A 26026-nucleotide genomic window follows, 5' to 3' on the forward strand; every position below is an offset into this window, starting at 1 on the left:
CTTTTGTGGCGGCAGGCTGATCGCATGGCTCAAGTGCATCGCGACAATAGCGGAATGGTCGAGAACGCTACCTATGGGATCACCGCCGTCCGCTTCGCGGGCACCCAGGTCGTCGAGGCAATGATGGGCTTGATCGACCGGTCGCGGGAGCACTGGGACCTGCGGCCGGCGCCAACGCGCGTCACCGAAGTCATCGACCGCATGGTCGAGGGCGACACGGTGATCAGCCTGTTCCCGGACGACGAGGGCCAGCTGCATCCCGGCCCCGAAGTGAAGGTGGACGTGCTGCCCGAGGGCACCGAAACCCTGGCGCTCGCCGACGAGTCGGCCGGCCTCAGCCTGCGCGACTTGCCGCGCTTCTAGAACGCTTTCAGTTCCTTCTTCAGCGCCAGCTTCTGCTGCTGGCGCTGCGCCGACTGCGACTTGCGGTGCGAGCCCGCCTTGCGTTGCGCGGCCTGCGCGACCAAAGGATTGCGCGGCTTCGGTGGCGTCACGTGCAGCTTCATCTTGCGCGCCGACGTCATGGCTGCTTCTTCCTTCCGAAAGCGACCAGGCCCGTCGACAGCGCCGTGCCGCACACGATGACCACGCCGCAGAACAGCATCCAGCCGGTCACGGGCTCGGACAGCAGCAAGGCGCCATAGAACACCGCGAACACCGGGACGAGGAACGTGACCGTCAGCGCACGCGCGGGCCCGGCCACCTCGATCAGCCGGAAGTACAGGATGTACGCCACGCCCGTGCACAGCACGCCGACGGCGACGAGCGCCAGCCACGCCTGCAGGCTTGGCGCCTGCGCGGGCCACACGAAGGCGGCCGGGATCACCAGTGCCATGCTAGCGCCGACCTGGCTGCCGGTGGCCGTCATCAGCGGCGGCAGGCCCGTGAGGTATTTCTTGGTGGCGGTGGCGGCGATGCCGTAGCACAGCGTCGCCAGCAGGCACGCGAGCACGGCCCACGCCGGTGCGATGCCCGACTCGTTCGGCTTGAAGCTCGCCTTGTCCCACGCGAGCATCGCCACGCCGGCAAAGCCGATCGCCAGGCCGATGGCGCGCCAGGCCGTCGGGCGCTCGCGCAGCCACACCCACGCGATCAGCGCGCCGAACAGCGGCACGGTGGCATTGAGGATGGCGGACAAGCCCGTGGTGATCGACAGCAGCGCGAACGAGAAGCACAGGAACGGGATGCCCGAATTGATCACGCCGATGGCGCACACCTTCTTCCAGTGCCGCAGCAACAGCGGCGCCTGCCCCCGCAACGCGAGGATGGGCAAGAGGAAGGCTGCAGCGACGACGACGCGCACGGCGGCTGTCGGCAGCGCGCCGAACTCCACCGTGCCGATGCGCATGAACAGGAACGACGAGCCCCAGATGGCCGCGAGCAGCACGAAGTCGATGAACCAGCTGCGGCGGCGCGATGCGAGCAGGGGCGCCGCGGCGCCCGGGACACTGCTCAAAGGGCGCCCTCCAGCTTGAGCAGCGCGCTCTTGCGCTCGAGGCCGCCGGCATATCCCGTCAATGCGCCCCCGGTGCCCAGCACGCGGTGGCACGGCACGACGATGCTGACCGGGTTGCGGCCCACGGCCGCACCGACCGCGCGCACGGCGCTCGGCACGCCGATGCCGCGGCTCAGTGCGCCGTAGTTCGTGGTGGCGCCATGTGGGATCGCGAGCAGCGCCCGCCACACCGATTGCTGGAAGGGCGTGCCCGTGGCGAGGTCCAGCGGCAGGTCGAACGCCGAGCGCCGGCCGTCGAAGTATTCCCGCAACTGCGCGATGGCGCGCACGATGTGCGGGTGCGCCGCGTCCTCGCGCCAGCGCGAGTGGTCGGGCATGTGCTTCTGCCCTTCGAACCACACGCCGGCGACGCCGTTGTCGGTGACTGCGACGACCATGGCGCCGAGCGGCCCTTGCCACAGGGCCTTGACGATGGGGGACGGGAATTTCATTCGGAGGCTCCTGGTGTCTTGTCGTTCATGGAAGCCCAGGCGCGGACGACAGCATAGCTGCGCCACGGTTTCCATGCCTGCGATGCGGCTTCTGCGGCGCGCGCCGCGTTGCGTTCGCCTTGCACGCCCAGCGCCTTGTGCAGCGCGACGTCGCCGGCGGGAAATGCATCGGGCCAATGCAGCGCGCGCATCGCGATGTAGTGCGCCGTCCAGTCGCCGATGCCGGGCATCTCCTTCAGCTGCGCGATGCTGGCGTCCACGTCGGCGCCGCCGTGCAAGTGCAACTTGCCTTGCGCCACCGCGCGCGCGATCGCGACGATCGCCGCCTGCCTTTGCTTGACGATGCCCAGCTGGCCGAGCGCGTCGCCTTCGGCGCGCGCCAGCACCTTCGCTTCGGGAAACAGCCTGTTCAATCCTTCGAACGGCGTCTCGATGCTTTCGCCGAAGCGGTCCACCAGCCGCTGCGCCAGCGTGCGCGCGGCGGCCACCGTGATCTGCTGCCCCAGCACCGCGCGCACCGCGATCTCGTAGCCGCTGAACGCGCCCGGCACGCGCAGGCCGTCGCCGCGCGGGAAGCGCTCGTGCAGCAGGGCGTTGATCGCCTGCGGGTCGGCGTCGAGGTCGAAGGCCATGCGCACGCGGCGGATCACGAGCGGCAGCGCCTCGTAGAGCGATTCGCTCGTGCGCAGCAGGACCTCGTGCCGCGCCTCGTCGAAGCTCGCCTCGATCCAGCCCTTGTACTTGTGGCCCCCCGACTCGACGGCCAGCGTGCGCGTGAGCTTGCGCGCCTGCACGTCGTCGACGCCCGCGATGCGGCGCGTGCGGAAGAACGCGAGCATGGCGTCGACGTCGTAGGGTGGGCGCCAGGCCAGGCGGATGGCGGGGCCGGAGCCGACGGCGCGGCCTTCGCGCCGCAGCTGCGTCGGGTTCAGCCCGTAGTGTTCGGCGAACGCCGCGTTGAAGCGCCGCAGGCTCGCGTAACCGCTGGCCAGCGCGATCTGCGTGACGGGCAGGTCGGTGTCGGCCAGCAATTGCTTGGCCGTGAGCAGGCGCCGCGTCTGCAGGTATTGCAGCGGTGATACGCCGAACTGCGCCTCGAAGATGCGCCGCACGTGGCGGTCGCTCACCCCCAGGCGCTGCGCCAGCGCCTCGACCGACGGCGATTCGCCGCGCCACGCTTCCGGTTCTTCCAGCAGCCGCACGGCCTGGTGCGCGAGGATGGCGCCCGCGTCCTGGATCGACCACACGACCGATTGCGGCGCCAGTTCGGGCCGGCAGCGCAGGCAGGGGCGGAAGCCCGCGCTTTCGGCCTGCGCCGCGTGCGGGAAGAAGCGGCAGTTCTCGCGCTTGGGCGTGCGCACGCGGCACACGGGGCGGCAGTAGATGCCGGTGCTCGTGACGCCGGTGAAGAAGCGCCCGTCGAAGCGTGCGTCGCGCGCCTTCAGGGCGAGGTAGCAGGCGTCGGCTTGCAGCGGTTCGGTCGCGGGGGACATGCGGCCATGATACGCAGCGGCCCCCGCGCGGCTAGCCGTTTCCGGACATGTCCCTGGAACCCATCTTTCAGCCCTCGTAGCCCTCGACGGTACCCTTGTCGCGCACCTTGGCGTCCGCCGGGTCCTGGCCGAATTCGCGCTTGGCGCGGCGCTGGCGCAGCAGATCCCAGCACTGGTCGAGCTGCTCGCTGACCAGCTTGAGCCGCTGTGCCTTGTCGGCCGCGCTGCGGTCGCCGTCCAGCAGCGAATGCTCTTCGCGGACCAGTTCCTCGATGTGTTGCAGAACCTTGCGATCGTCCATGCGTTCCCCTCAACGTCAACTGCGGAAAGCGTACTCCGAATCCGGCGTGCCGTGGCAGTCGCATTGCCGAGGTCAGAAGTGGGTGAGCCTTTTGCCCGCAGGCTGAGCAGACGTTCTCGAAGACGGGGTGCACGAACGAGCCATGGAAGTCCGATCCCACGAGGGTGGCCCCCTAGAATCACACGATGCAATTCTCCCCGTCGATCTTCAAGGCCTACGACATCCGCGGCGTCGTGCCGTCCACGCTCAACGAACAGGTGGCGCAGGCGCTGGGCCTCGCCTTCGGCACGGTGGCGCAGCGGCAAGGCGAAAAGACGGTGGCGGTCGGCCGCGACGGGCGCCTGAGCGGCCCGCAGATGTCGGCCGCGCTGGTCCGCGGCCTCGTCGCATCCGGCGTGGACGTGATCGACATCGGCATGGCCACCACGCCGATGCTCTACTTCGCGACCAACACCTTGTGCTCGAGCGGCATCCAGGTGACGGGCAGCCACAACCCCAAGGACTACAACGGCTTCAAGATGGTGCTGGCCGGCCGCGCCATCTACGGCGACGACATCCAGGAGCTGCGCCGGCTGATGGAAGAGGGCGGCAAGCCCGCCGCGAAGCCGGGCAACGTGCGCAACGTGAACGTGCTCAAGCCCTACCGCGACCGCATCGTCTCCGACGTGAAGCTGGCGCGGCCCATGAAGGTCGTCGTCGATTGCGGCAACGGCATCGCCGGCGCTTCGGCCCCCGGCATCTTCCGCGCGCTGGGCTGCGAGGTGATCGAGCTCTTCAGCGAGGTCGACGGCAACTTCCCCAACCACCACCCGGACCCGAGCAAGCCCGAGAACCTGCGCGACCTGATCGCGGCCATCAAGAAGCACGACGCCGAGCTCGGCCTGGCCTTCGACGGCGACGGCGACCGGCTGGGCATCATCACGAAGCAGGGCAACAACATCTTTCCCGACCGGCAGATGATGCTGTTCGCGCGCGACGTCCTCAAGCGCGTGCCCGGCGGCACCATCGTCTTCGACGTGAAGTGCACGCAGCGCCTGGCGCCCGCGATCGCCGAGGCGGGCGGCCAGCCCCTGATGTTCAAGACCGGCCACTCGCTCATCAAGGCCAAGATGAAGGAAGTGAATGCGCCGCTGGGCGGCGAGATGAGCGGCCACGTCTTCTTCAAGGAGCGCTGGTTCGGCTTCGACGACGGCACCTACGCGGGCTGCCGCATCCTGGAGATCCTGTCGCGCACGCAGGACCCGAGCGCCGTGCTCGACGGCCTGCCCACCAGCTTCTCCACGCCCGAACTCAACGTGAAGTGCGCCGAGGGCGAGCCGCACGCGATCGTCGACAAGCTCAAGGCGGTGGCGAAGTTCGGCGCGCCGGCGCAGGTGAACACCATCGACGGCGTGCGCGTGGACTGGCCCGATGGCTTCGGCCTGATCCGCGCGTCCAACACCACGCCCGTGCTGGTGCTGCGGTTCGAGGGCCAGACGCCCGAGGCCCTGCACCGCATCGAGCACGAGATGCTGGCGCTGCTGAAGAGCGTGAAACCCGACGCGGCGATCGAGGCGGCCGCCCATTGACGTACACGGGGCACAATGCAGCCCCGTGAAGATCCTCATCGTCAAGCTCTCCTCGCTCGGTGACGTGGTGCACACCATGCCCGCCGTGCAGGACATCCGGCGCTGCGTGCCCCAAGCAAGCATCGACTGGGTGGTGGAGAGGGGCTTCGCGCCGCTGGTGGCGCGCTGCGAAGGCGCTGCCGAGGCCATCCCCTGCGAGCTGCGGCGCTGGAGCCGCAACCCGCTGTCGCACGAGACGCGCGCCGAGTGGCGCACCTTCCGCCAGCGCCTGCGCAGCGTGCGCTACGACGCCGTGATCGACCTGCAGGGGCTGACGAAGTCGGCGCTGGTCGCGCGCGCGGCACGCACCACCGAAGGCGGCAAGCGCTTCGCCATGGCCAACCGAACCGACGGCGCGAGCTACGAAGCCCCTACGCGCTGGGTGGCGGACGTCGCGATCAAGCTCGAGCCGCGCGTGCATGCGGTGCAGCGGGCCCGCGAGATCTGCGCGCGGGCGCTGGGCTACGACATCCCTTCGCCGCTGCGCTTCGGCCTGCGCGCATCCGCCGCGGGCCGCACGAACGCGGTGTGCCTGGTGCACGGCACTTCGCGCGACGACAAGTGCTGGCCGGCCGCGAACTGGCTGGCGCTGGGCCGCCGCCTCATCGCCCAGGGCCACACGCTCGCATTGCCGCACGGCAACGACGAGGAGCTGGCGCGCAGCGAAGCGATGGCGCGTGAGCTGGGCGATGCCGCGCAGGTGTGGCCGCGGCTGGACCTCGGCGCACTCACCGACCGGCTCGCAACCTGCGCCGGCGTCATCGGCGTGGACAGCGGCCTGAGCCACATCGCGGTCGCGCTCGACCTGCCGCACGTGCAGGTCTACAACTTCGAGACGGCCTGGCGCACGGGGCCGTTCGACACGCCGCACCAGCGCGCCGTCTACGCGCAGCCCACGCCGTCGCTCGAAGCCGTGTGGGACGCATGGGAGAGCGTGAGGCCGCGCCCATGATGCTGCGGCGCCTGTACACCTTCGCGATGATCGGCGCGCAGCCGCTGCTGCGGCGCAAGCTGCGCAGGCGCGGGCGCGCGGAGCCCGGCTACCTCGAGCACATCGACGAGCGCTTCGGCCGTTACGCCGGCAGCGTCGAGCCCGGCGCGCTGTGGATCCACGCGGTGTCGCTGGGCGAAACGCGCGCCGCCGCGATCCTCGTCGAGCAGCTGCGCAAGCTGCAGCCGGACATCCGCATCCTGCTCACGCACGGCACGGCGACCGGCCGCGCGGAAGGCGAGCGCATCCTGCGCAAGGGCGACATGCAGGCGTGGCTGCCGTGGGACGTGCCCAAGGCCGTGCACGGTTTCCTCAACCACTTCCGCCCCCGCGCCGGCGTGCTCATGGAGACCGAGGTGTGGCCCAACCTGGTGGCGGGCTGCAAGGCGCGCGACATCCCGCTGGCGCTGGCCAACGCCCGCTTCTCGGAAAAGTCGATGAAGCAGACGCTGCGCCTGGCACGCCTGGCCCGCCAGACGTACGGCACGCTGGCGGCCGTATGGGCGCAGACCGATGCGGATGCGCAGCGGCTCGCGCAGGTCGGCGCGACGGTGAAGCACGTCTTCGGCAACCTCAAGTTCGACGCGACGCCCGATCCCGTGCAACTGGAGCGCGGGCGCGAGTGGCGCGACACGCTCGACCGGCCGGTCGTGATGTTCGCCAGTTCCCGCGAAGGCGAAGAAGAGGCGTTCTTCCAGCTGCTGCAGTCCGAGGACGGCCTCGAAGGCGTGCAATGGCTGGTGGTGCCGCGGCATCCGCAGCGCTTCGAGGAAGTGGTGCAGCTCGCCGAACTGCATGGCCTGACGGTGTCGCGCCGCACCGACTGGCCCGACGCCCCCGAGGATGCGCAGGTGTGGATCGGCGATTCGCTCGGCGAGATGGCGCTGTACTACGGCCTCGCGGACGTCGCCTTGCTGGGCGGCAGCTTCGCCAAATTGGGCGGCCAGAACCTGATCGAGGCCGCGGCCTGCGGTTGCCCCGTGGTGATGGGCCCGCACACGTTCAACTTCGCCGAGGCCGCCGAGCTGTCGCTGGCCGCCGGCGCGGCGCAACGCGTGCCCGATATGCGCGAGGGCGTGCTCGCGGCGGTGGCATGGGCCTCCGACATCGAGCGCCAGCTCGCGGGCCACCGCGCCGCGCTGGGGTTCGCGGCGGCTCACCAGGGCGCGGCGCGCCGCACGGCCGAGGCGCTGCTGGCGCTGGTGGGGCGCTGATGTCGCCGCTGGAACTCGTCGGCGCGCTGGCGGCGGTGGTCGCGCTGCTGGGCGTGATCAACCACCGCTTCATCGGCCTGCCCGACACGCTGGGGATCATGGCGGCGGGCTCGCTCTTCGCGCTGGTAATGGCGCTCGTCGGCCGCCACGTGCCCGGCGTCGTCGAGTGGGCGGAGGGCGTCGCCTCGCACATCGACTTCACCGAGATCGTGTTCCAGGGCCTGCTGGGCGTGCTGCTCTTCGCGGGCAGCCTGCACACCAACCTGGCCGACCTGGCGCGCCACCGCGGGCGCGTCTTCCTGCTGGCGACGCTGGGCGTGGCCATCTCGACGCTGGTCGTGGGCTTCGGTGCGCACCTGCTGCTGGCGCTGGTGGGCGTGCCCATCGCGCTGAAGTACTGCCTGTTGTTCGGCGCGCTGATCTCGCCGACGGATCCCATCGCCGTGCTGGCGCTGCTCAAGACCATCGGCGCGCCGAAGTCGCTGGAGATCGACATCGCCGGCGAGAGCCTCTTCAACGACGGCACCGGTGTCGTGGCGTTCCTCTTCATGCTGGGCATCGTGAGCGGCGCGTACGAACCCACGCTGGCCACCGTCGCGAAGCTGCTGGCGCTGGAAGTGCTGGGCGGCCTGCTGCTGGGCCTCGTCGTCGGCTACGCGGCGTTCCTGGTGCTCAAGGGCGTGGACAGCTACCCGGTGGAAATCCTGCTGACCATCGCGCTGGCCACCGGCGGCTTCGCGCTGGCGCAGCGCCTGCACGTCTCGGCGCCGCTGGCCGTCGTGGTGATGGGGCTGGTGATCGGCAACCACGGCGCCGAAAGCGCGATGAGCGACACCACGCGGCGCTACATGTTCCAGTTCTGGGAACTGGTCGAGGAAATCCTGAACCTGATGCTGTTCGGCCTGATGGCGCTGACGCTCCTGGCCTTCGCCGGCGGCGACCGCTCGTGGCTGCCCGCCCTGGCGCTCGTGCCGGTGGTGCTCGTGGCCCGCTTCGCCAGCGTCGGCCTGCCGGCGCTGATGCTGCGGCGCTTCATCCCGCGCCGCACGCCGCACGCCGTCAAGGTGCTCACCTGGGGCGGGTTGCGCGGCGGCATCTCGGTGGCGCTGGCGCTGTCGCTGCCGGCCTTCCCGGGGCGCGACGTGCTGGTGATGGCCACCTATGCGGTCGTTCTCTTCAGCCTGCTCGTGCAGGCGCCCACGCTGGGGCCGCTGCTGCGAAAGCTGGAACTGGGGCAGCGGAAGTAGCACACTAGGGTTCCGGAGGGGACCATGGGCACACCCGCCAGGGCGCGCGTGCGGCGCGCCGCACCCAGGAGCAGGACGAAGGCGGTGAACCTCGCGCTGCAAGGCGGCGGCGCGCACGGCGCCTTTGCCTGGGGTGTGCTCGACCGCCTGCTCGAGGACGGCCGCATCGCCTTCGAGGGCATCAGCGCCACCAGCGCCGGCGCGATGAACGCCACGGTGCTGGCCTGGGGCTTCACGCACGGCGGGCGCGACGGCGCGCGCGAGTCGCTAGCAGCTTTCTGGCAGGGCGTCTCCGAATCCGGCATGAAGTACAGCCCCTACCGCGGCATGCCGTGGAGCGCGCACACGCACGACTTCTCGCTGGAGCGCTCGGGCAACTTCGTGTTCATGGAGATGGCCACGCGATTGTTCTCGCCGTACCAGCTCAACCCGTGGAATTTCAACCCGCTGCGCGAGGTGCTGGAGGCGCACGTCGATTTCGAGCGGCTGCGTCGTGAGTCGAGCGTCAAGCTGTTCCTCGCCGCCACCAACGTCGAGACCTGCAAGGTGCGCATCTTCAAGGCCAACGAGATCACGCCCGACGCGGTGCTGGCCTCGGCCTGCCTGCCCTTCCTCTTCCAGGCCGTGGAGATCGAAGGGCAGTTCTACTGGGACGGCGGCTTCCTCGGCAACCCGGCGATCTTCCCGCTGATCTACGAATGCGACTCGCAGGACGTCGTGATCGTGCACCTGAACCCGATCGTGCGCGAAGGCTGCCCGCGCACGGCCTCCGACATCATGAACCGCATGAACGAGGTCAGCTTCAACTCCTCGCTCATGCGCGAGATGCGCGCCATCGCCTTCGTCACGGCGCTGATCGACAAGGGCCAGCTCTCCGACCGCGAGTTCAAGCGCATGCACATCCACTCCATCCGCGCCGACGAGGAGATGGTGCAGCACGACGCCTCCAGCAAGTTCAACCCCGAATGGGGCTTCCTCACCCACCTGCGCGACCAGGGCCGGGCCCACGCCGACGAATGGCTGGACCGGCATTTCGCCTGCATCGGGCGGGAGTCGTCGGTGGACATTCGGGCGGAGTTTCTTTGAACGATTGACTTGTTTTCGTCGTGGGGCTCGCGTCAGGCGGTGCCCGGCAGCCGGCCTGGCGTACGCCCTCCTGCTGCCGCAGGAGGGTGCGCTGCCTCCTTTGCCGCCGCGGCTAACGCGGCCGAACTCGCTGCGAGACGGCCTACGGACCGTCTCTCCGCTCAAACATTCGTCCGCGAGTCAGATCCGAGTGCGCGAGCGTGCTTCGCACTTTCCTCGCTTGCGCCGCGGCGGCGCGGGGGCTGCCGGGACTCAAGGCCGGCTGCCGGGCACCGCCTGACGCGAGCGGGGTGTGCGACCCGGGCGCGTTCATTTGGCACCTTCGAAAGACACTGGATCCCGGCCTGCGCCGGGATGACAGCACAGGGGGATCAAGGGATGGGTCTCTCGCGGCAGGCGATGTCCGGCAAGGCCAATTTCGATCTCCGGCAGCCCCCGAGAAGGCGCGGCGACAAGGGAGGAAAGCGCCGCGAGGCGCGCGACCGCTTCGTGAACTGACTCGCGGGCGAATGTCTGAGCGGAGAGACGGTCCGCAGGCCGTCTCGCAGCGAGTTCGACCGCGCCTAGCCGCGCCGCCCGCAGGAGGCAGCACTACCCCGCGCAAGCGGGGGCGGTATCGCATGCGGCCTTGCCGGACATCGCCTGCCGCGAGCCCCGGACCGCAGCACACACCCTCAACTGTTTCCCGCAGGCGACACCCCCCAAGGCCCGCCCCCATTGAATTCCCGGCCCGGGACTGTTACCTTGCAACGAATGGATTACCCGGCCGCCGTCATCGCGCAGTCGTCCGCCGCCTCGCACTTCGAGACGACGGAACCGGGGCGTGCGGTGCGGCAGTTCACGGGGGTGTACGGGCCGCATTCGCTGGCCGTGCCGAATGCCCAATTGCAGTTGCGCATGCGCAGCTTCGAGCTGGCGCAGCTGCACATCGCGCAGATCCGCTACGGCGCGCCCGTGACCACCTCCATGTCGCAGCCGCATCCGTACTGGGTGTTCTCATACGTGTGCGCGGGCGAGTCGTCGGTGCACCAGCGTGCCAGCGCCGGCGACGGGCAGACGTACACCGCCGGCACGGCGGGCGTGAACAACCCCGAGAACGTCGCCGACCTCGTGATGTCGCCGGACCTCGAGCTGGTGAACATCCGCGTGAGCGCGGCCGACATGCGGGCCGCTTGCGGTGCGCTGCTCGGCGCCGAGCACGCGCAGTCGCTGCGTTTCGACGACCGCGCCGAGGTGGGCAGCGAGCCCGTTCGCATCCTCATGCGCGTGGTGCGCAACCTCGCCGACGCCACGCGCCATGCGCACCCGGCGGCGCGGCGCTACGAATCCACCTTGCGCGACGCGGCCTTGTACGAGCTGCTCATGGGCTGGCCCAACTCCGCGCTGCGCGCTTCGCAGGCGCAAGAGGCCCTGCCCGAATCGACACGCCGCGCGCGCGACTACATCCACGCGCATGCGTCGGAGGCGCCCACGGTCGCTGAGATCGCGGCCGCGGCCGGCGTGGGCGTGCGCGCCCTGGCGCTGGGCTTCGAGAAGCACTTCGGCATGGCGCCGCTGCGCTACCTGCAGCAGGTGCGGCTGGACGGCGTGCGGGCTGAGCTCACGCTGGCTCGCGAGGGCGACACGGTCACGCGCATCGCGCTGGACTGGGGCTTCGCCAACCTGGGCGTGTTCTCGGCGCGCTACCGCGAACGCTTCGGCGAACCGCCGGCCGAGACACTCAGGCGACACCTGCGCCGCTGAACTTCCGATTCGGGACAGGCGCGCTTCCGAAAGCGCATAGACCCCGTGCGGCTGCGCTCCGAGACTGGAGTCTCCACCACTGGAGGAGACACATGAAACGCGCGATGTTCCGCCGCCACGCAATCGCCGCCGCCTCCCTGGCGGCCCTGGCCCCGATGGCCCCCGCGCAGGAAGCCACTGCGCAACTCGAACGCATCGTCATCACGTCCGAACGGCGCATGACCCTGCTGGACACCACGCCCGCCTCGGTCACGGCGCTGCCCGGCGGGAAGCTGCAGGAGTCGGGCTACACCGGCATCGAGGACGTCGTGAACCTCGTGCCGAACGCCACGCTCACGGGCCAGACCGGCAACAACGCGCAGCTGTACGTGCGCGGCATCGGCAACGTCTTCATCCTGGCCGGCGGCGACCCCGGCGTGGCGCTGTATTCGGACGGCGCCTACGTCTCCGACCAGACCTCGTCGAACGTGTCGCTCTTCGACCTGCAGCGCGTCGAGGTGCTGCGCGGCCCGCAGGGCGCGCTGTACGGTCGCAATGCCACCGGCGGCGCGATGAACCTGATCTCCGCGCTGCCGACGGACAGTTTCCGCGCCAGCGCGAACGTGGTGCTGGGCAACTACGGCCGCAAGGAATCGGAAGGCTTCGTCTCCGGGCCGGTGGCAGGCGAGGGCAGCACCAGCATGCGCGTGTCCTACCAGATCAAGAAGCTCGACGGCTGGACCAGCAACCCGCTCGCCGGCACGGTGTCGGGTCCCGTGGTCTCGGGTTCCTCGACGACGGCGCCGAAGAAGCTGGACGAAGTCGATTCGCAGGCGCTGCGCATCCAGTCGCTGACCAACTTCGCCAGCGGCAGCAAGCTGCGCCTGATGGCCGGCTACTACCACGAGGACGACACCGGCCAGAGCGTGCCGCTGCTGGTCGACCCGGTGATGATCCCGGGCCTGCTGTACGGCGTGTCGCCCAGCACCAACCCGCGCATCCAGAAGAGCCAGGGCTCCGAGAAGCGCATCGAGGTGGGCCAGCTGCTGGCCAACTGGTCGATGCCGGTCGGCGACAACACGCTGGACGTGACGGCGAGCTACCGCAAGAGCCGCGCCGACCACCTGTTCGACAGCGACGGCACCGAGGCGCTCGTGGCCTCCACCGGCTTCAAGACGCGCAGCACCGACAAGAGCCTGGACGTGCACCTGACCTCGGCCGACGGCGTGCCCTTGCAATGGCTGGTGGGCGCGACGCTGCTGCGCTTCGACCAGACGCAGGACGTGGATGTCTCCAGCCAGGTGCCCCTGGGCTTCCTGATGCCCGGCGGCCCCTTCAACGTGGGCGTGCCGCTGCAATTCCTGCTGGGCGGCAAGGTCGAGACCTCGTCGGCGGCCGTCTACACCGACCTGCGTTACCAGGTCACGCCGAAGGTGGCCCTGCTGGGCGGCCTGCGCCTGAACCGCGACCACAAGGTGGCCGACGAGTTCCAGAACATCGCGGTCTTCGGCATCGCGGGCACCAACCACCTCGACGCGAGCTGGACCAGCGTGCCGGCCAGCCTGGGCGTCGAATACAAGATCAGCGACGGCTCGATCGCCTATGCGCGCGTGTCGCACGGCTTCAAGTCGGGCGCGGTGAACCTCGGTTCGCTGCAGCCGAGCATGGTGAAGCCCGAGACGGTGATCGCCGGCGAGGTGGGCTACAAGGTGGACTTCGCCGACCGCCGGGGCCTGTTTAGCGCGGCCGCGTTCACCAGCCGCTACAAGGACATGCAGGTGTCGCAGGTGGGCATCGCCAACGTGATCCTGGCGAACGCCTCCAAGGCGCGCATCGACGGCGCGGAACTGGAGCTGTCGTACAAGCCCATCCCGCCGCTCACGGTGAACGCAGCGGTCGGCATCATGGACCCGCGCTACACCGACTTCACCAACGTCGACCTGCGCAATGCGCCGACCACGGTGGTCAACGTGCGCGGCAACCAGCTCGCCAACGTGCCCAAGTCGAATGCCGCCATCGGCGTCGAGTACGCGCTGCCCATCAGCGGCTGGCGCGCCACCGTGCGCGCCGACTACGTGTACCGCGGCAAGGTGTACTTCACCGAGTTCAACACGCCCGACGCCGTGCAGGAAGCCTTCTCCATGGTGAACCTGGCCTTCTCGGTCAAGCCCGTGCAGGGCAACTGGAAGCTGTTCGGCTGGGTGAAGAACGCCACCAACAAGACGGCGATCACCAGCATGAGCGTGGCTTCGCCCGTGCTCGGCGCGGCGCGCCAGGTGACGTACACGCCGCCGCGCATGTTCGGCATCGGCGCGCAAGTGGACTTCTGACCATGGCGGCCGAAGTCGTCCAGGGCCACTACGCGGCCCGCTTCTCGCCGCTGCACGACCTGTTCGAGTCGTTGATCGTGAGCGGCCGCGACGTCGGCGCGTCGCTCGCGGTCACGATCGACGGCGAAACCGTCGTCGACCTGTGGGGCGGCTGGACCGACGCCGCGAAGACGAAGCCGTGGCAGTCCGACACGATCATCAACGTGTGGTCCAGCACCAAGCCCATGGTGTCGCTGGTGGCGCTGATGCTGGCCGACCGCGGCGAGATCAACCTGGACGACCCCGTGGCGCGCTACTGGCCCGAGTTCGCGGCCAACGGCAAGGGCGGGGTGCGGGTGCGCCACCTGCTGTCGCATTCCTCGGGCGTGCCGGGCTGGGAACAGCCCATGGTCACCGAGGACCTGTACGACTGGGACAAGTGCACGGCGGGCCTTGCGGCGCAGGCGCCGTGGTGGCAGCCCGGCACCGCCACCGGCTACCACGCGCTGAACTACGGCTTCCTGATCGGCGAGGTGATGCGGCGCGTGACGGGCATGAAGCCCGGCGAGCTGTTCGCGAAAGAGGTCGCAGCGCCCTTGAAGGCCGACTTCCACATCGGCCTGGCCGACCGCGAGTTCCAGCGCGTGGCCAACGTGATCCCGCCGGAAGTCGCGATCGACGTGTCGCAGATCGACCCGTCCACCGTGACGTTCCGCACCTTGTCGAACCCGCCGCCGAACGCGCCCGCCAGCTCGACGCCCGAGTGGCGCCGCGCCGACATCGGCGCGTGCAACGGCCACGGCAACGCGCGTTCGCTCGCTCAGGTGCAGGCTGTGGTGGCCAACGACGGCGTGGCCGGCGGCAAGCGGCTGCTGTCGCCGCGCATGGTGTCGCGCATCTTCGAGCTGCAGAACAACGGCATCGACCTGGTGCTGGGCCTGCCGGTGCGCATGGGGCTGGGCTACGGCCTGCCGCACCCGCAGCTGACGCCCTTCATCCCCGAGGGCCGCTGCGCCTTCTGGGGCGGCTGGGGCGGCTCCATCGTGCTGGCGGATGCCGACCGCCGCATGACCGTGTCCTACGTGATGAACAAGATGGAAGGCGGCACGGTGGGCGGCACCAACGCCGCCGAACTCGTGGCGTGCGCGTACAACATCTTCGGCGTGTGACCTGTCATCCCGGCGCAGGCCGGGACCCAGTGTTTTTCTCTCAATTCCGCGGCGCCGGCGCGCGCCGCGCTTCCAGCAGCGCGTTGGCGTAGAGCGCCTCCACGCGCTTGCGCTGGGCCTCGTCGAGCAGCGCCACCAGCTTCTTCCAGTCGCTCGCGACGTCCGCCGCGGCGCCATCCAGTTCATGGGTGGCTTCGCGCGCGGCGTTGAGGTCGCGCGCGACGTCCACCGTGGCGTGCACGGCGCCCTGCGTCCACCCCAGGCGCTCCTGCGCGCGCCGGTCGTCCAGGCCGGCGAAGTCCTTCATGTCGCGGATGAACCCCTGCAGCGCCGATGCCGCCGCGGGAGACAGGCCCAGCGCCGCGCTTTCCTTTTCGAGCGCCGCCGCGAACAGCGCCATGGCATGCGGCCGCAGCGGCGATTCGGCGCGCTTCGGCGGCGTGTCGGGGATGATGCTCGAACGGTTGCCGCCGCCGTGCATGCGGCCGGTGCCGCCGCCCGGGTAGCCCTGGGCCGCTGCCGCGAGGCCCAGGAGAGCGAGGGCGGCGCCTGTCAGCAGGCGGGTGGGGATGTTGCGATTCATTTGACTAGCTTAAGCCTTGCCACGCTAGACTGAGCCCATGACCACGAAGGAGTTCCCGGGCGGGCGCATCCGCAAGGCCGAATACGACCCGGCCTCGCAGGAGCTGCAGCTGCATTTCGACCGCGGCAACGTGCTGGCCTACAAGCACGTCCCCGAAGAAGTGTTCCGGCGCCTGTGCAGCGCGCCCACCCCCGCGACCTACTGGGAAGACCGCATCGCCGAGGAATACCCCAAGGGGCAGCCGAAGCGCGCGGGTGGCGGTGCGCCGAAGGACCTGAAGGACCTGTTCGGCGGCGGCGACGACAACTGATTGCGAAGGAGAAGGCCATGCGCGTGGCCAAGGGGATCCTGGGCGCCTTGCTGGTGATCGTGCTGTTCGCGGCGGTCGCAGGCGGCGTCTATGTGTGGCAGGCGTTCCCGGACCTGGACGGCCGCATCGACGCGCCGGGCCTCGTCGACCCGGTGTACGTGCGGCGCGACACCGCGGACGTCACGCACATCGAGGCCCGCTCGCTCGCCGACGCCTATTACGCGATGGGGTTCGTGCACGCGCAGGAGCGTGGCTGGCAGCTGGAGTTCAACCGGCGCGTCATGCACGGCGAATTGAGCGAGGTCTTCGGCCCCGCCACGCTCGACACCGACCGCCTGCTGCGCCGCCTGGGCATCATGCGCGCCGCGCAGAAGCAGTGGGAGGGCCTGAAGCCGCAGGAAAAGGACCTGATCGCCGCCTATGCGAAGGGCGTGAACGCCTTCCACAGGACGAGCATGCAGGCGCTGCCGCCCGAGTTCCACATCCTGCGCGTGATGCCGGGCGAGTGGACGCCGCAGGACACCGTGGCCTGGGTGCTGATGATGGCGCTGGACCTGGGCGGCAACTGGGGCACGGAATTCGCGCGCCTGTCCGCGCTGCAAGCCGTCGACACGCAGCAGCTGTGGCAGGTGATGCCGCCGTACCCCGGCGAGCAGCCGCCGACCAAGGTGGACCTCGCCGCGCTGTACCGCGGCCTGGGCGTTTACCGCACCGACGGGAACGGCGCGAAGAAGACGGTGCAGAGCTTCAACGACATCGACCTGTGGCGCGAAGGCCTGGGCCACCTCGAGGGCGTGGGTTCCAACAACTGGGTGGTGAGCGGCACGCGCACGCAAAGCGGCAAGCCGCTGCTGGCCAACGACCCGCACCTGGGCCTCACATCGCCGGCCATCTGGTACTTCGCGCACATCAAGGTGCCGGCGGCCGGCAGCCAAAAGGCGATGGACGTGATCGGCGCGACCTTCCCCGGCGCGCCGTCTGTGGTGCTGGGCCGCACCGACGGCGTCGCGTGGGCCTTCACCAACACCGGCCCCGACGTGCAGGACCTGTACCTGGAGCAGGTCGACCCGGCCGACCCCAAGCGCTACCGCACGCCCACGGGCTTCGCGCCTTTCGAGGTGCGCGAGGAGACGATCCGCGTGAAGGGCCAGCCCGACGAGAAGCTCGTCATCCGCAGCACGCGCCACGGCCCGGTGATCAGCGACGGCAACGCGACGTATGCCGACGTGATCGACACCGCCAGGTACGCGATCGCACTGCGCTGGTCGGCGCTCGATGCGGACAACCGCACCGTCACGTCGATCCTGCAGGCCAACCTGGCGCAGGACACCGACGAGATCGTTGCCGCGTTCTCGTCCTTCCATTCGCCGATGCAGAACCTGGTCGCGGCGGACACGAAGGGCAAGACGGTTTTCCGCACCATCGGCGTCATCCCCCAGCGCGCCGCCGACAACGACATCCGCGGTATCGCGCCGTCGCCGGGCTGGGAAGCGCGCTACGACTGGACGGGCTGGGTGCCCGCGGCCCAGGTCCCGAACATCGGCAGCGACGCGATCGCCGCGAAGGGCTGGCACGCGACAGCCAACCAGCGCATCCACCCCGCGGACTTCCCGGTGTACATGGGCAGCGACTGGGTCTCGCCCGAGCGCTTCGACCGCATCGAGACGCTGCTGGCCGCGAAGCCCAAGCACGACGCGCAGTCGATGCGCGACGTGCACGCGGACACCTTGTCGCTCGCGACGCAGCGGCTGCTGCCGATGCTGCGCGCCACGCAGGGCACGCATGCGAAGGCCGCCGAAGCGCAGGCGCTGCTGAAGGACTTCGACGGCACCATGCGCGCCGACGGCGCGGCGCCGCTGGTGTTCGCCTACTGGGCCGACGAACTCACGCGCGCCGTGATCGCGCCGAAGCTGGGCGAAGCCAAGTTCAACGCGCTGTACGGCAAGCGCACCTTCCGCGCGGGGCTGGAGCAGATCGCCGGGGATCCGAAGGCCGCCGCCGCGTGGTGCGGCGCCGCCACCTGCGCGCAGCAGTCGGCGAAGGCGCTGGACCGTGCGCTGGAACGCATCGTGGCGGAGCAGGGCAGCGACGCCGCCAAGTGGCGCTGGGGCCGCGCGCACCCGGCGCTGTCAGGGCACCGTCCCTTCACCAACGTCGGCGCGCTCGCGAAATTCTTCGACGTGCAGGTGGAGTCGCCCGGCGACCCGTGGACGGTGAACGTCGCGCAGTACTGGGTGAACCAGCAGCGGCTGCCCTTCGCCAGCCGCCACGCGCCGAGCATGCGCGCGATCTACGACCTGGCTGACCTGGAGAAGTCGCAGTTCATCTACCAGACGGGGCAGAGCGGCCTGGTCTTCAGCAGCCGCTACCGCGACATGGCGAACGAATGGGCCCAGGTGAAGTACCGGCCGCTGCAGATGCGGCCGGCTTCATGGGCCCACCAGTCGACGCTGACGCCGATGTGGGAAGCGGCTAGCGCCGCGGAGCACTCACCAGCGCGTTGAGCGTGGCCAGGTCCTCCGGCACCAGCGTGCCGTTGGCCTGGCGCAGCTTCAGGTGCCCCAGCAGCACGTTGTAGCGGGCCTGCGCGAGGTCGCGCTTGGTCTGGAACAGCTGGCTTTGCGCGTTCAGCACGTCGATGTTGATGCGCACGCCCACCTGGTAGCCGAGCTGGTTCGCTTCCAGCGCCAGCTGCGTGGACGCCTCGGCCGATTCCAGCGCCTTCACCTGCTGCTGCCCCGAGACGAGCCCGAAGTACGCGGTGCGCGTGGCCTGCGCCACGTTGCGGCGCGCGTTCTCCAGGTCCGACTGCGCTTTGTCTTCGAGCGACAGCGTTTCGCGGATGCGGTTCTGCGTGGCGAAGCCCGCGAACAGCGGCAGGTTGAACGACAGGCCCACTTGCCCGGTGTTGGCGCGCGTCGACGAAGGGATGGTCGTCGTCCCGTTGGGGTTGCGCGTGACGTTGTAGCTGGCGGTGAGGTCCAGCGTCGGCTTGTGGCCGGCGCGCGCCTTCTCCGTTTCGAGCTCGGCGATCTCGACGCCCGTGCGCGCCTGCAGGATCGCGGGGCTGAACTCCTCGGCCTGCTGCACCCACGCCTCGGGGTTCGCCGGTTGCGGCGGCGGCAGCGTCGTGATCGCGAGCGGGTTCGGGTTGACGTTGGGCCGGCCCACCAGCGAATCGAGCGCGAGCTTCTTCACGCGCAGGTCGTTCTCGGCGGCGATCTCCTGCGACGTCACCAGGTCGAAGCGCGCCTGCGCCTCGCGCGAGTCGGTGATGGTGGAGGTGCCGACTTCGAAGTTGCGCTTGGCCGAGGCCAGCTGCTCGCCCGTCGCCGACTTCTGCGCGCGCACGAAGGTCAGCGTGTCCTGCGCCGCCAGCACGTCGAAGTAGGCCTGCGCCACGCGCACGATCAGGTCCTGGCTGGCGGTGTTCAGCTGCGCCTGCGCCAGTTCCACCTGGCGCTTGCCCTGCTTGTAGGTCGCGAAGTTCGCGGGCCGGTACAGGGGCTGCGCCGCGCTGAGCGTGCCGACCTGCGTGGTCGACGGGAACTCGATGTTGGGCACCGTGTTGTCCAGGTGCGAGCGCGTCACGCCGCCCGACAGGTTGGCGGTGGGCAGGATGCCCGCCTTCGTCTGCTCCGCGCGGAACAGGTTGGCGTCGTACTGCGCCTTGGCCGACTGCCACGTCGCGTCGTAGGAACGCGCCGATTCGTACAGCTCCAGGAGGCTTTGCGCGTGCGCAGGTGCGGCCAGGGCCGCCAGGATGGCGGCCACGGGTAGCAGGCGGAAAACAGTCCGCGGTTTGTTCATTTCTTCGTCCTCAAGTCTCGTTCGGTCAAATGTCCCGCGGCGCTAGTACCGTGGGACGCTCGGGTCGAGTTCCTGCGACCAGGCGTCGATGCCGCCGGCGATGTTCGCGACGGTTTCGAACCCTTGCGCTTGCAGGAACATGGCAACGCGCATCGAGCGCGCGCCGTGGTGGCAGAGAACTGCCACCGCTCGCCCCGGGTCCAGCTGGCCGAGACGGCCCGGGATCTCGTTCATCGGGATGTGCTGCAGCTCGAAGCCTTCGGGCTTCACGGCTGCCGCACGCAATTCGTTCGCTTCGCGCACGTCCAGGACGACGGCGTCCGCACCATGCGACTGGATCCAGGAGGACAGTTCGTGGGGACGGACCTGGTCGATCATCAGAACGTGAACTTCGAAGGTTCGGCGAAGTTCGCCAGGCGCGGGGCGTTGATGTCCCACGGCTGCGCGGTCTCGTACGTCGTCTCGCCGGTGCGCGTGATGAAGGTCGCGCGCATGATGGGCTCGTTGCCGGTGATGGCGCCCAGGCGCCCGCCCACCTTCAGCTGCGACAGCAGCGCGGGCGGCACCTCGGCCACCGAGCCCGACAGCACGATCACGTCGAAGGGGCCTTCGGCCGGCAAGCCCTTGGCGCCGTCGCCCTCGCGCACGTCCACATTGGAGATGCCGGCGCGCTGCAGGTTGGCGCGGGCCATCTTCGCAAGCTCCGGCTTCAGCTCCAGCGAGATCACGCGCTGCGCGCGCTGGCCCAGCAGCGCGGCCATGTAGCCGGAACCGGCGCCCACTTCCAGCACCTTGTCGCCGGGGCGGACCTTCAGGTCCTGCAGCATGCGGGCTTCCATCTTGGGCTCCAGCATCATCCAGCCGTTGTCCTCGGCTTCGGCCGTGTTGGCAGTCAGCGGAATCTGCATGTCCACGAACGCCAGCGCCCTGTGGGCAATGGGCACGAAGTCCTCGCGGTGCATGCGCGACAGCAGCGCCAGGATCTCCAGGTCGAGCACGTCCCAGGGGCGGATCTGCTGCTCGATCATGTTGAAGCGGGCGTGTTCGAGGTCGGTCGGGGCGTTCATGGCGGCTTGCATGTGGGTCAGGACAAACCATCGATTCTAGAGGCGGCCACGGGCTGCGCCCCGCCGCCCGCCGACGTGGCCGGCGGCTGCTTGCGCCACTTGCGCATCGCCCATGCGCCCAGGTCGTCCAGGTAGCAGTACACCACCGGCACGACCACCAGCGTGAGCAGGGAGGAAGTGATCACGCCGCCGATGACGGCCTGGCCCATGGGCGCGCGCTGCTCCGAACCTTCCGTCAGCGCGAAGGCCAGCGGCACCATGCCGAAGATCATCGCCAGCGTCGTCATCAGGATGGGACGCAGGCGCACCTTGGCGGCGTGCAGGAGCGCCTCGCTGCGCTCCATGCCTTCGTCGCGCATGCGGATGGCGAAGTCGACCAGCAGGATGGCGTTCTTGGTCACCAGGCCCATCAGCATCACCACGCCGATGATGGAGAACATCGACAGCGTCGAGCCGAAGAAGAGCAGGGCCAGCACCACGCCGATCAGCGTCAGCGGCAGCGAGGTCATCAGAGCCATGGGCTGCAGGAAGCTCTTGAACTGGCTGGCCAGGATCATGTAGATGAAGATGATCGCCATCGCCAGCGCAGAGACGGCGTACGCGAACGACTCCGCCATGTTCTTGGTCGAGCCGCTGAACTGGTAGCGGTAGCCCGGCGGGAAGCTGATGGTGTCGAGCACCTTGCGGATGTCGGCCGAGACTTCGCCGGTCGCCCGGTTCTGCGAGTTGGCGTTGATGGCCACTTCGCGCGTGAGGTCGCGGCGGTTGATCTGGTTGGGGCCGGTGGATTCCTTCACCTGCGCCACCTGGTTCAGGCGCACAATGCGCGAGCTGCCGTCGGGGTTGGTGCCGGTGGCGAACGGCAGGCGCTCCAGGTCCTGCGGCGCGTTGCGCGAGTCGGGTGCCAGGCGCACGTTCACGTCGTAGGTCTGGTCGTCGGGCGCGCGCCAGTTGCCCACCGTCTGGCCGGCCACCAGCGTGCGCAGCGAGACGCCGACCTGCGCCACCGACAGGCCCAGGTCCGAGGCCGCATCGCGCTTCACGTCCACCGAGATCACCGGCTTGTCGGCCTTCACGCTGGAGTCCAGGTCCACCAGGCCCGGGATGCCGCGCACGCGCTCCATCACCAGGCGCGACAGGCGCTCCAGTTCCTTCAGGTCCGGGCCCTGCAGCGAGAACTCGATCTGCTTGTTGCCGCCCACCGCGTCGAGCAGGCCGACGTGCGTCACGGTGATGCCCGGCACCTGCTTCAGGCGATCGCGCAGCACCGCCGACATCTGGTCGACGCTGCGGTCGCGCTCCTTGCGCGGCACCAGGCGCACGTAGACCGACGAATAGATCTTGCCCTGCGCGTTGCCGGTGTTGATGGTCGCCAGCGTGTACTTCACCTCGCGCGATTCGCGGATGATGGACTCCACTTGCCGCGCCTTGGCTTCCGTCACTTCCAGCGACGAGCCCACGGGGGTGTAGAAGGTGATCGACGTTTCCGAGTAGTCGGCCTTGGGCACGAACTCGGTGCCCAGCAGCGGCACCATGAAGATCGACAGCACGAAGATGCCGGCGGCCAGCGCCAGCGTGACCAGCTTGTGCCCCAGCGACCAGCGCAGGATGTCCTGGTAGGCATGCGCCAGGCCGTCGGTGGCGCGGTCGAACCAGCCCGTCACCCGGCCGATGGTCTTGTCGTACCAGGTGCGCATCTCGCGCGGCTTGCCGTGCGCATCGATCTCGGGGTCGTGCCACACCGAGGACAGCATCGGGTCCAGCGTGAAGCTCACGAACATCGAGATCAGCACGGCCGCGACGATGGTGATGCCGAACTCGTGGAAGAACTTGCCGATGATGCCGCCCATGAAGCCGATGGGCAGGAACACGGCGACGATGGAGAAGGTGGTGGCCAGCACCGCCAGGCCGATCTCCTGCGTGCCTTCCATCGCGGCCGGGAAGGCGTCCTTGCCCATCTGCACGTGGCGCACGATGTTCTCCCGCACCACGATCGCGTCGTCGATGAGCAGGCCCACGCACAGCGACAGCGCCATCAGCGTCACCATGTTGATGGTGAAGCCGAAGGCGTACATGAAGAGGAAGGTGCCGATGATCGAGATCGGCAGCGTCAGGCCCGTGATGACCGTGGAGCGCCACGAGTTCAGGAACAGGAAGACGATCAGCACGGTGAGCAGCGCGCCCTCGATCAGCGTGCGGCGCACGTTCTCCACCGCCACGCGGATGGGGCGCGACGCGTCGGTGATCTCGGTGAGCTTCACGCCCGGCGGCAGCTGCGCCTGCATCTCGGCAAGGGTGCGCTTCAGGCCGTCGACCACCTCGATGGTGTTCTCGTCCTGCGATTTCTGCACCGTCAGCAGCAGCGTGCGATCGCCGTTGTAGAGCGCCAGGCTCTCCAGTTCCTGCGCGCCGTCGGCGACGCGCGCCACCTGGTCGACGCGCACCGGTGCGCCGTTCCTGCGCGTGACGATGATCCGCCCGAAGTCCTCGGGCCGCTTCATGCGCGCGTCTATCTGCACGGTGCGGTCCTGTGCCGACGAGCGGATCGCGCCCACCGGCAGGTCCTGGTTCTCGTTGCGCACGGCGGCGGCCACCTGGTCGGCGGTGACGCCGAAGGCCTCCATGGCCGCCGGGTTGAGGTAGATGTTGATCTCGCGCTTGGTGCCGCCCACCAGCGTGACCGAGCCGACGCCGCGCACGTTCTCGATGCGCTTGCGCAGCACCTGGTCGGACCAATTGGTGAGCTCCACCGCGTCCATCGCCTTGCCCTTGCCGGCGTCGGGCAGCACGGCCACCGACCAGATCGCGCGCGCCGACGGGTCGAAGCGCAGCACGCGCGGCTCCTTCACCTCGTCACGCAGGATGGGGCGGACGGCGGCGATCTTCTCGCGCACGTCGTCGGCGGCCTTGCGCCCGTCGATGTGCAGCTGGAACTCGATGATCACCACCGACTGGTTCTCGTAGCTGCGCGAGGTCAGGGCGTTGATGCCGGCGATGGAGTTCACCGACTCCTCGACCTTCTTGGTCACCTCGCTCTCGACGATCTCGGGCGCGGCGCCGGGGTACTCGGTGATCACCACGACCACCGGGAAGTCGATGTTGGGGAACTGGTCGACCTTCAGGCGCTGGTACGAGAACAGGCCTAGCACCACGATGGCGAGCATCACCATCGTCGCGAAGACGGGGTTCTTCAGGCTGACGCGCGTGAACCACATGGCGGGACGGCGCTCAGGGCTTGGGGGTGGAGCCGGCGGGCGCGGTGGTGAACTTCACCTGCGTGCCTTCGCGCAGCGGGCCGAGCGAGCCCTTGATGACCAGCGCGCCCGCGGGCACGCCTTTGACGGCGACCATCATCTCGCCCTCGGCCTCGCCGCGCGTGCCGGTTTCCACGGCCTTGTGCGCGACCTGGTTGTTGTCGACGACCTGGACGTAGGGCGAAGGCTTGTCGGTGCGCACGGCCGTGACGGGCACGGCCAGCGCGATCGCCTGCCCGGTGCCCAGCGTGCCTTGCGCGAACAGGCCCTGGCGCAGCCCGGCGGGTTGTTGGACCTCGAGGTACGCGAGCACGCTGCGGCTGCCGGCCTGGGCAGTGGGGTTGATGCGCACGACCTTGGCCGCGACCGGCGTGCCGCGGCCTTCCACCTGCAGCAGGGCGGCCTGGCCGACGCGCACGTTCACCGAATCCGCGGCGGTGAGCGTCGCTTCGAGTTCCAGGCGCGACAGGTCGACGATCTCGACCACCTTGGCGTCGATGCCCACGCGCTCGCCCGGCTGCGCCACGCGCTGCGACACGATGCCGGAGATGGGCGCGCGCAGGTTGGTGTCGTCCAGCGACTTCTTCGCCATGTCGACGGCGGCCACCGCGGCGTTGTGCGTCGATTGCGCGGCGCTCAGGTTGTTCAGCGAGGTGTCCAGCGCGTTCTTGGAGATGAAGCCCTGGTCCACCAGCTTCTTGTTGTTGTCCCACTGGCGCTGGGCGATGTCGATCTGGGCCTTGGCGGCCTCGGCCTGCTCCTGCGCCTGCTTCACGCGTGCCGCGTACTCGGTGGTGTCCACGCGCGCGATGACCTGGCCGGCCTTGACGAGGTCGCCTTCGCGCACGGTCAGGCCCTGCAGCTCGCCGGCCACGCGCGCCTTCACGACGGCGGAATTCACCGCGCGCAGCGAGCCGGAGATCGGCAGGCCCTGCGCCAGCGGCAGCTCGCGCGCCTTCACCACGTCGGTCGCGGCGAGCTCGACGACGCTTTGCACCTTGGCTGTCGCGGCCTGCGTGACGGCGTCCTGCTGCGCGCGCTTGGCGCCCAGCGCGCGGACGACGCCGAAAGCAACTGCGAGCAGTGCCACCGCGATGGCGATCCAGATCTTGTGGCGTCGGGTCAGGGTCATTTCTTCGTCTTGGGCGGGGCGGGGTCGGTGGGCCTGCGCTCGAGCCCGCGCAGGATCGTGTCGGCCTGCGTCTTCAGATAGCGTTCGGGGTCGATCGGGATGTTCACGCAGGCGCCTAGCGAATGCTTCATCATTACAAGATAAATCATCGGCGCGATGATCAGGAACATTGCGTATTCGAAGTCGTCGATGTGGAACTCGCCCCGGTCCACGCCGCGTTTCAGGATCTTGCGAATCAGCTGTTCGCCCGGCTCGATCACCTCGCGGTGGTAGAAGCCCGCGATCTCCGGGAAGTTGCGCGCCTCGCTCACGATCAATTTGGTGATGCCCGACGCGCGCGTGGCGCCGATGCGGTCCCACCAGACCTGGAAGCAGTAGCGCACCATTTCGGCCGTCGTGCCCTCGAAGGTCTCGAACTCCTGGTTCCACTCGCTGAAGCGGCCGGAGATGTTCTCGCGCACCACGGCCTTGAACAGCTCCTCCTTGCTGGGGAAATAGAGGAAGAGGGTGCCCTTGGAAACGCCGGCGCGCGCCGCCACTTCCTCGGCGCGGGTGGCGGCGAAGCCTTTCTCGACGAAGAGGTCGAGGGCGGCGTCCAGCAACTCGCCCGGGCGGGCTTCCTTGCGGCGGCCCCGCTTGGAGGCGGGCGGCTCCTCGACTTGGCCGATGAACTTGGAGAGGGACGACATGGGTGGGGAAATTACTGACTGACTGGTTAGTAATGTAGCTTTCCCAGCCCATCCGGTCAAGCCAAGGGGGTGTAAAGCCGGGCCCTTCCCGCGCG

General features: G+C 69.2%; 23 protein-coding genes. 11 read left to right on the plus strand and 12 right to left on the minus strand.

Annotation, left to right across the window (positions count from 1 at the left end; translation table 11 throughout):
* Positions 1-54 precede the first annotated feature (54 nt).
* Complete coding sequence (locus WG903_RS08755) at positions 55-363, plus strand: hypothetical protein (RefSeq protein WP_340074351.1); 309 nt, start codon at positions 55-57, stop codon at positions 361-363.
* Here the strand turns inward: WG903_RS08755 and WG903_RS08760 are convergent.
* From WG903_RS08760 to WG903_RS08780, 5 genes are all read right to left on the minus strand, one after another.
* Entirely contained in the window at positions 360-524 is a 165-nt protein-coding gene (locus WG903_RS08760) for a hypothetical protein (RefSeq protein WP_340074353.1), read from the minus strand. The genes WG903_RS08755 and WG903_RS08760 overlap by 4 nt on opposite strands.
* A complete protein-coding gene (locus WG903_RS08765; RefSeq protein ID WP_340074355.1) occupies positions 521-1456 on the minus strand; it encodes a DMT family transporter in 936 nt (311 codons plus the stop codon). Before WG903_RS08765 ends, WG903_RS08760 begins: the two co-directional genes overlap by 4 nt.
* On the minus strand, positions 1453-1947 hold the full coding sequence (locus WG903_RS08770) for a methylated-DNA--[protein]-cysteine S-methyltransferase (protein WP_340074357.1): 495 nt from the start codon (positions 1945-1947) through the stop codon (positions 1453-1455). Before WG903_RS08770 ends, WG903_RS08765 begins: the two co-directional genes overlap by 4 nt.
* Positions 1944-3440, minus strand: coding sequence for a DNA-3-methyladenine glycosylase 2 family protein (locus WG903_RS08775; protein ID WP_340074359.1), 1497 nt, complete (start codon positions 3438-3440; stop codon positions 1944-1946). The genes WG903_RS08770 and WG903_RS08775 overlap by 4 nt, the downstream gene beginning before the upstream one ends.
* Positions 3441-3507: 67 nt before the next feature.
* On the minus strand, positions 3508-3741 hold the full coding sequence (locus WG903_RS08780) for a DUF2630 family protein (RefSeq protein ID WP_340074361.1): 234 nt from the start codon (positions 3739-3741) through the stop codon (positions 3508-3510).
* Between the two features lie 185 nt (positions 3742-3926).
* Here WG903_RS08780 and WG903_RS08785 point away from each other — a divergent pair, with 185 nt between their 5' ends.
* The 8 genes from WG903_RS08785 (at position 3927) to WG903_RS08820 (ending at position 15086) form a co-directional block, all read left to right on the plus strand.
* Entirely contained in the window at positions 3927-5309 is a 1383-nt protein-coding gene (locus tag WG903_RS08785; RefSeq protein WP_340074363.1) for a phosphomannomutase/phosphoglucomutase, read from the plus strand.
* Between the two features lie 25 nt (positions 5310-5334).
* On the plus strand, positions 5335-6300 hold the full coding sequence (gene waaC, locus WG903_RS08790) for a lipopolysaccharide heptosyltransferase I (protein WP_340074365.1): 966 nt from the start codon (positions 5335-5337) through the stop codon (positions 6298-6300).
* Positions 6273-7553: a 3-deoxy-D-manno-octulosonic acid transferase gene (locus tag WG903_RS08795; protein WP_445263585.1), complete on the plus strand. Its 1281-nt coding sequence runs from the start codon at positions 6273-6275 to the stop codon at positions 7551-7553. Before waaC ends, WG903_RS08795 begins: the two co-directional genes overlap by 28 nt.
* Positions 7553-8800: a cation:proton antiporter gene (locus WG903_RS08800; RefSeq protein ID WP_340074367.1), complete on the plus strand. Its 1248-nt coding sequence runs from the start codon at positions 7553-7555 to the stop codon at positions 8798-8800. Before WG903_RS08795 ends, WG903_RS08800 begins: the two co-directional genes overlap by 1 nt.
* Positions 8801-8824: 24 nt before the next feature.
* On the plus strand, positions 8825-9886 hold the full coding sequence (locus tag WG903_RS08805; protein WP_340074369.1) for a patatin-like phospholipase family protein: 1062 nt from the start codon (positions 8825-8827) through the stop codon (positions 9884-9886).
* Between the two features lie 753 nt (positions 9887-10639).
* On the plus strand, positions 10640-11629 hold the full coding sequence (locus WG903_RS08810) for an AraC family transcriptional regulator (protein WP_340074371.1): 990 nt from the start codon (positions 10640-10642) through the stop codon (positions 11627-11629).
* A 92-nt stretch (positions 11630-11721) separates the two neighbouring features.
* Complete coding sequence (locus tag WG903_RS08815; RefSeq protein ID WP_340074373.1) at positions 11722-13938, plus strand: TonB-dependent receptor; 2217 nt, start codon at positions 11722-11724, stop codon at positions 13936-13938.
* Positions 13939-13940: 2 nt separating this feature from the next.
* Entirely contained in the window at positions 13941-15086 is a 1146-nt protein-coding gene (locus tag WG903_RS08820) for a serine hydrolase domain-containing protein (RefSeq protein WP_340074375.1), read from the plus strand.
* A gap of 40 nt (positions 15087-15126) precedes the next feature.
* Here WG903_RS08820 and WG903_RS08825 read toward each other — a convergent pair whose 3' ends face one another.
* On the minus strand, positions 15127-15669 hold the full coding sequence (locus WG903_RS08825; RefSeq protein ID WP_340074376.1) for a hypothetical protein: 543 nt from the start codon (positions 15667-15669) through the stop codon (positions 15127-15129).
* 37 nt (positions 15670-15706) lie between these two features.
* Here WG903_RS08825 and WG903_RS08830 point away from each other — a divergent pair, with 37 nt between their 5' ends.
* Both WG903_RS08830 and WG903_RS08835 read left to right on the plus strand, forming a co-directional pair.
* Positions 15707-15979 (plus strand): KTSC domain-containing protein, encoded by a 273-nt coding sequence (locus WG903_RS08830; RefSeq protein ID WP_340074377.1) that lies wholly within the window; start codon positions 15707-15709, stop codon positions 15977-15979.
* Between the two features lie 17 nt (positions 15980-15996).
* A complete protein-coding gene (locus tag WG903_RS08835) occupies positions 15997-18483 on the plus strand; it encodes a penicillin acylase family protein (RefSeq protein WP_340074378.1) in 2487 nt (828 codons plus the stop codon).
* Here the strand turns inward: WG903_RS08835 and WG903_RS08840 are convergent.
* The 6 genes from WG903_RS08840 to WG903_RS08865 are packed head-to-tail and all read right to left on the minus strand — an operon-like array spanning position 18452 to position 25931.
* Positions 18452-19789 carry a TolC family outer membrane protein gene (locus WG903_RS08840; protein WP_340074380.1) on the minus strand — a complete coding sequence of 446 codons (1338 nt, stop codon included), beginning with the start codon at positions 19787-19789 and terminating at the stop codon, positions 18452-18454. The genes WG903_RS08835 and WG903_RS08840 overlap by 32 nt on opposite strands.
* 42 nt (positions 19790-19831) lie before the next feature.
* The gene (locus WG903_RS08845; protein ID WP_340074382.1) at positions 19832-20167 is read right to left on the minus strand and encodes a rhodanese-like domain-containing protein; all 336 of its coding nucleotides are present in this window, start codon (positions 20165-20167) and stop codon (positions 19832-19834) included.
* Entirely contained in the window at positions 20167-20856 is a 690-nt protein-coding gene (locus tag WG903_RS08850; protein ID WP_340074384.1) for a protein-L-isoaspartate O-methyltransferase family protein, read from the minus strand. The genes WG903_RS08845 and WG903_RS08850 overlap by 1 nt, the downstream gene beginning before the upstream one ends.
* Before the next feature lie 17 nt (positions 20857-20873).
* Complete coding sequence (locus tag WG903_RS08855) at positions 20874-24071, minus strand: efflux RND transporter permease subunit (RefSeq protein WP_340074386.1); 3198 nt, start codon at positions 24069-24071, stop codon at positions 20874-20876.
* Positions 24072-24084: 13 nt separating this feature from the next.
* The gene (locus tag WG903_RS08860; RefSeq protein WP_340074388.1) at positions 24085-25242 is read right to left on the minus strand and encodes an efflux RND transporter periplasmic adaptor subunit; all 1158 of its coding nucleotides are present in this window, start codon (positions 25240-25242) and stop codon (positions 24085-24087) included.
* A complete protein-coding gene (locus WG903_RS08865) occupies positions 25239-25931 on the minus strand; it encodes a TetR/AcrR family transcriptional regulator (RefSeq protein WP_340074390.1) in 693 nt (230 codons plus the stop codon). The genes WG903_RS08860 and WG903_RS08865 overlap by 4 nt, the downstream gene beginning before the upstream one ends.
* Between the last annotated feature and the right edge of the window lie 95 nt (positions 25932-26026).

Origin of the sequence: Ramlibacter sp. PS4R-6, assembly GCF_037572775.1 — a bacterium.
In the GTDB taxonomy this organism is placed as follows: Bacteria; Pseudomonadota; Gammaproteobacteria; order Burkholderiales; family Burkholderiaceae_C; genus Ramlibacter.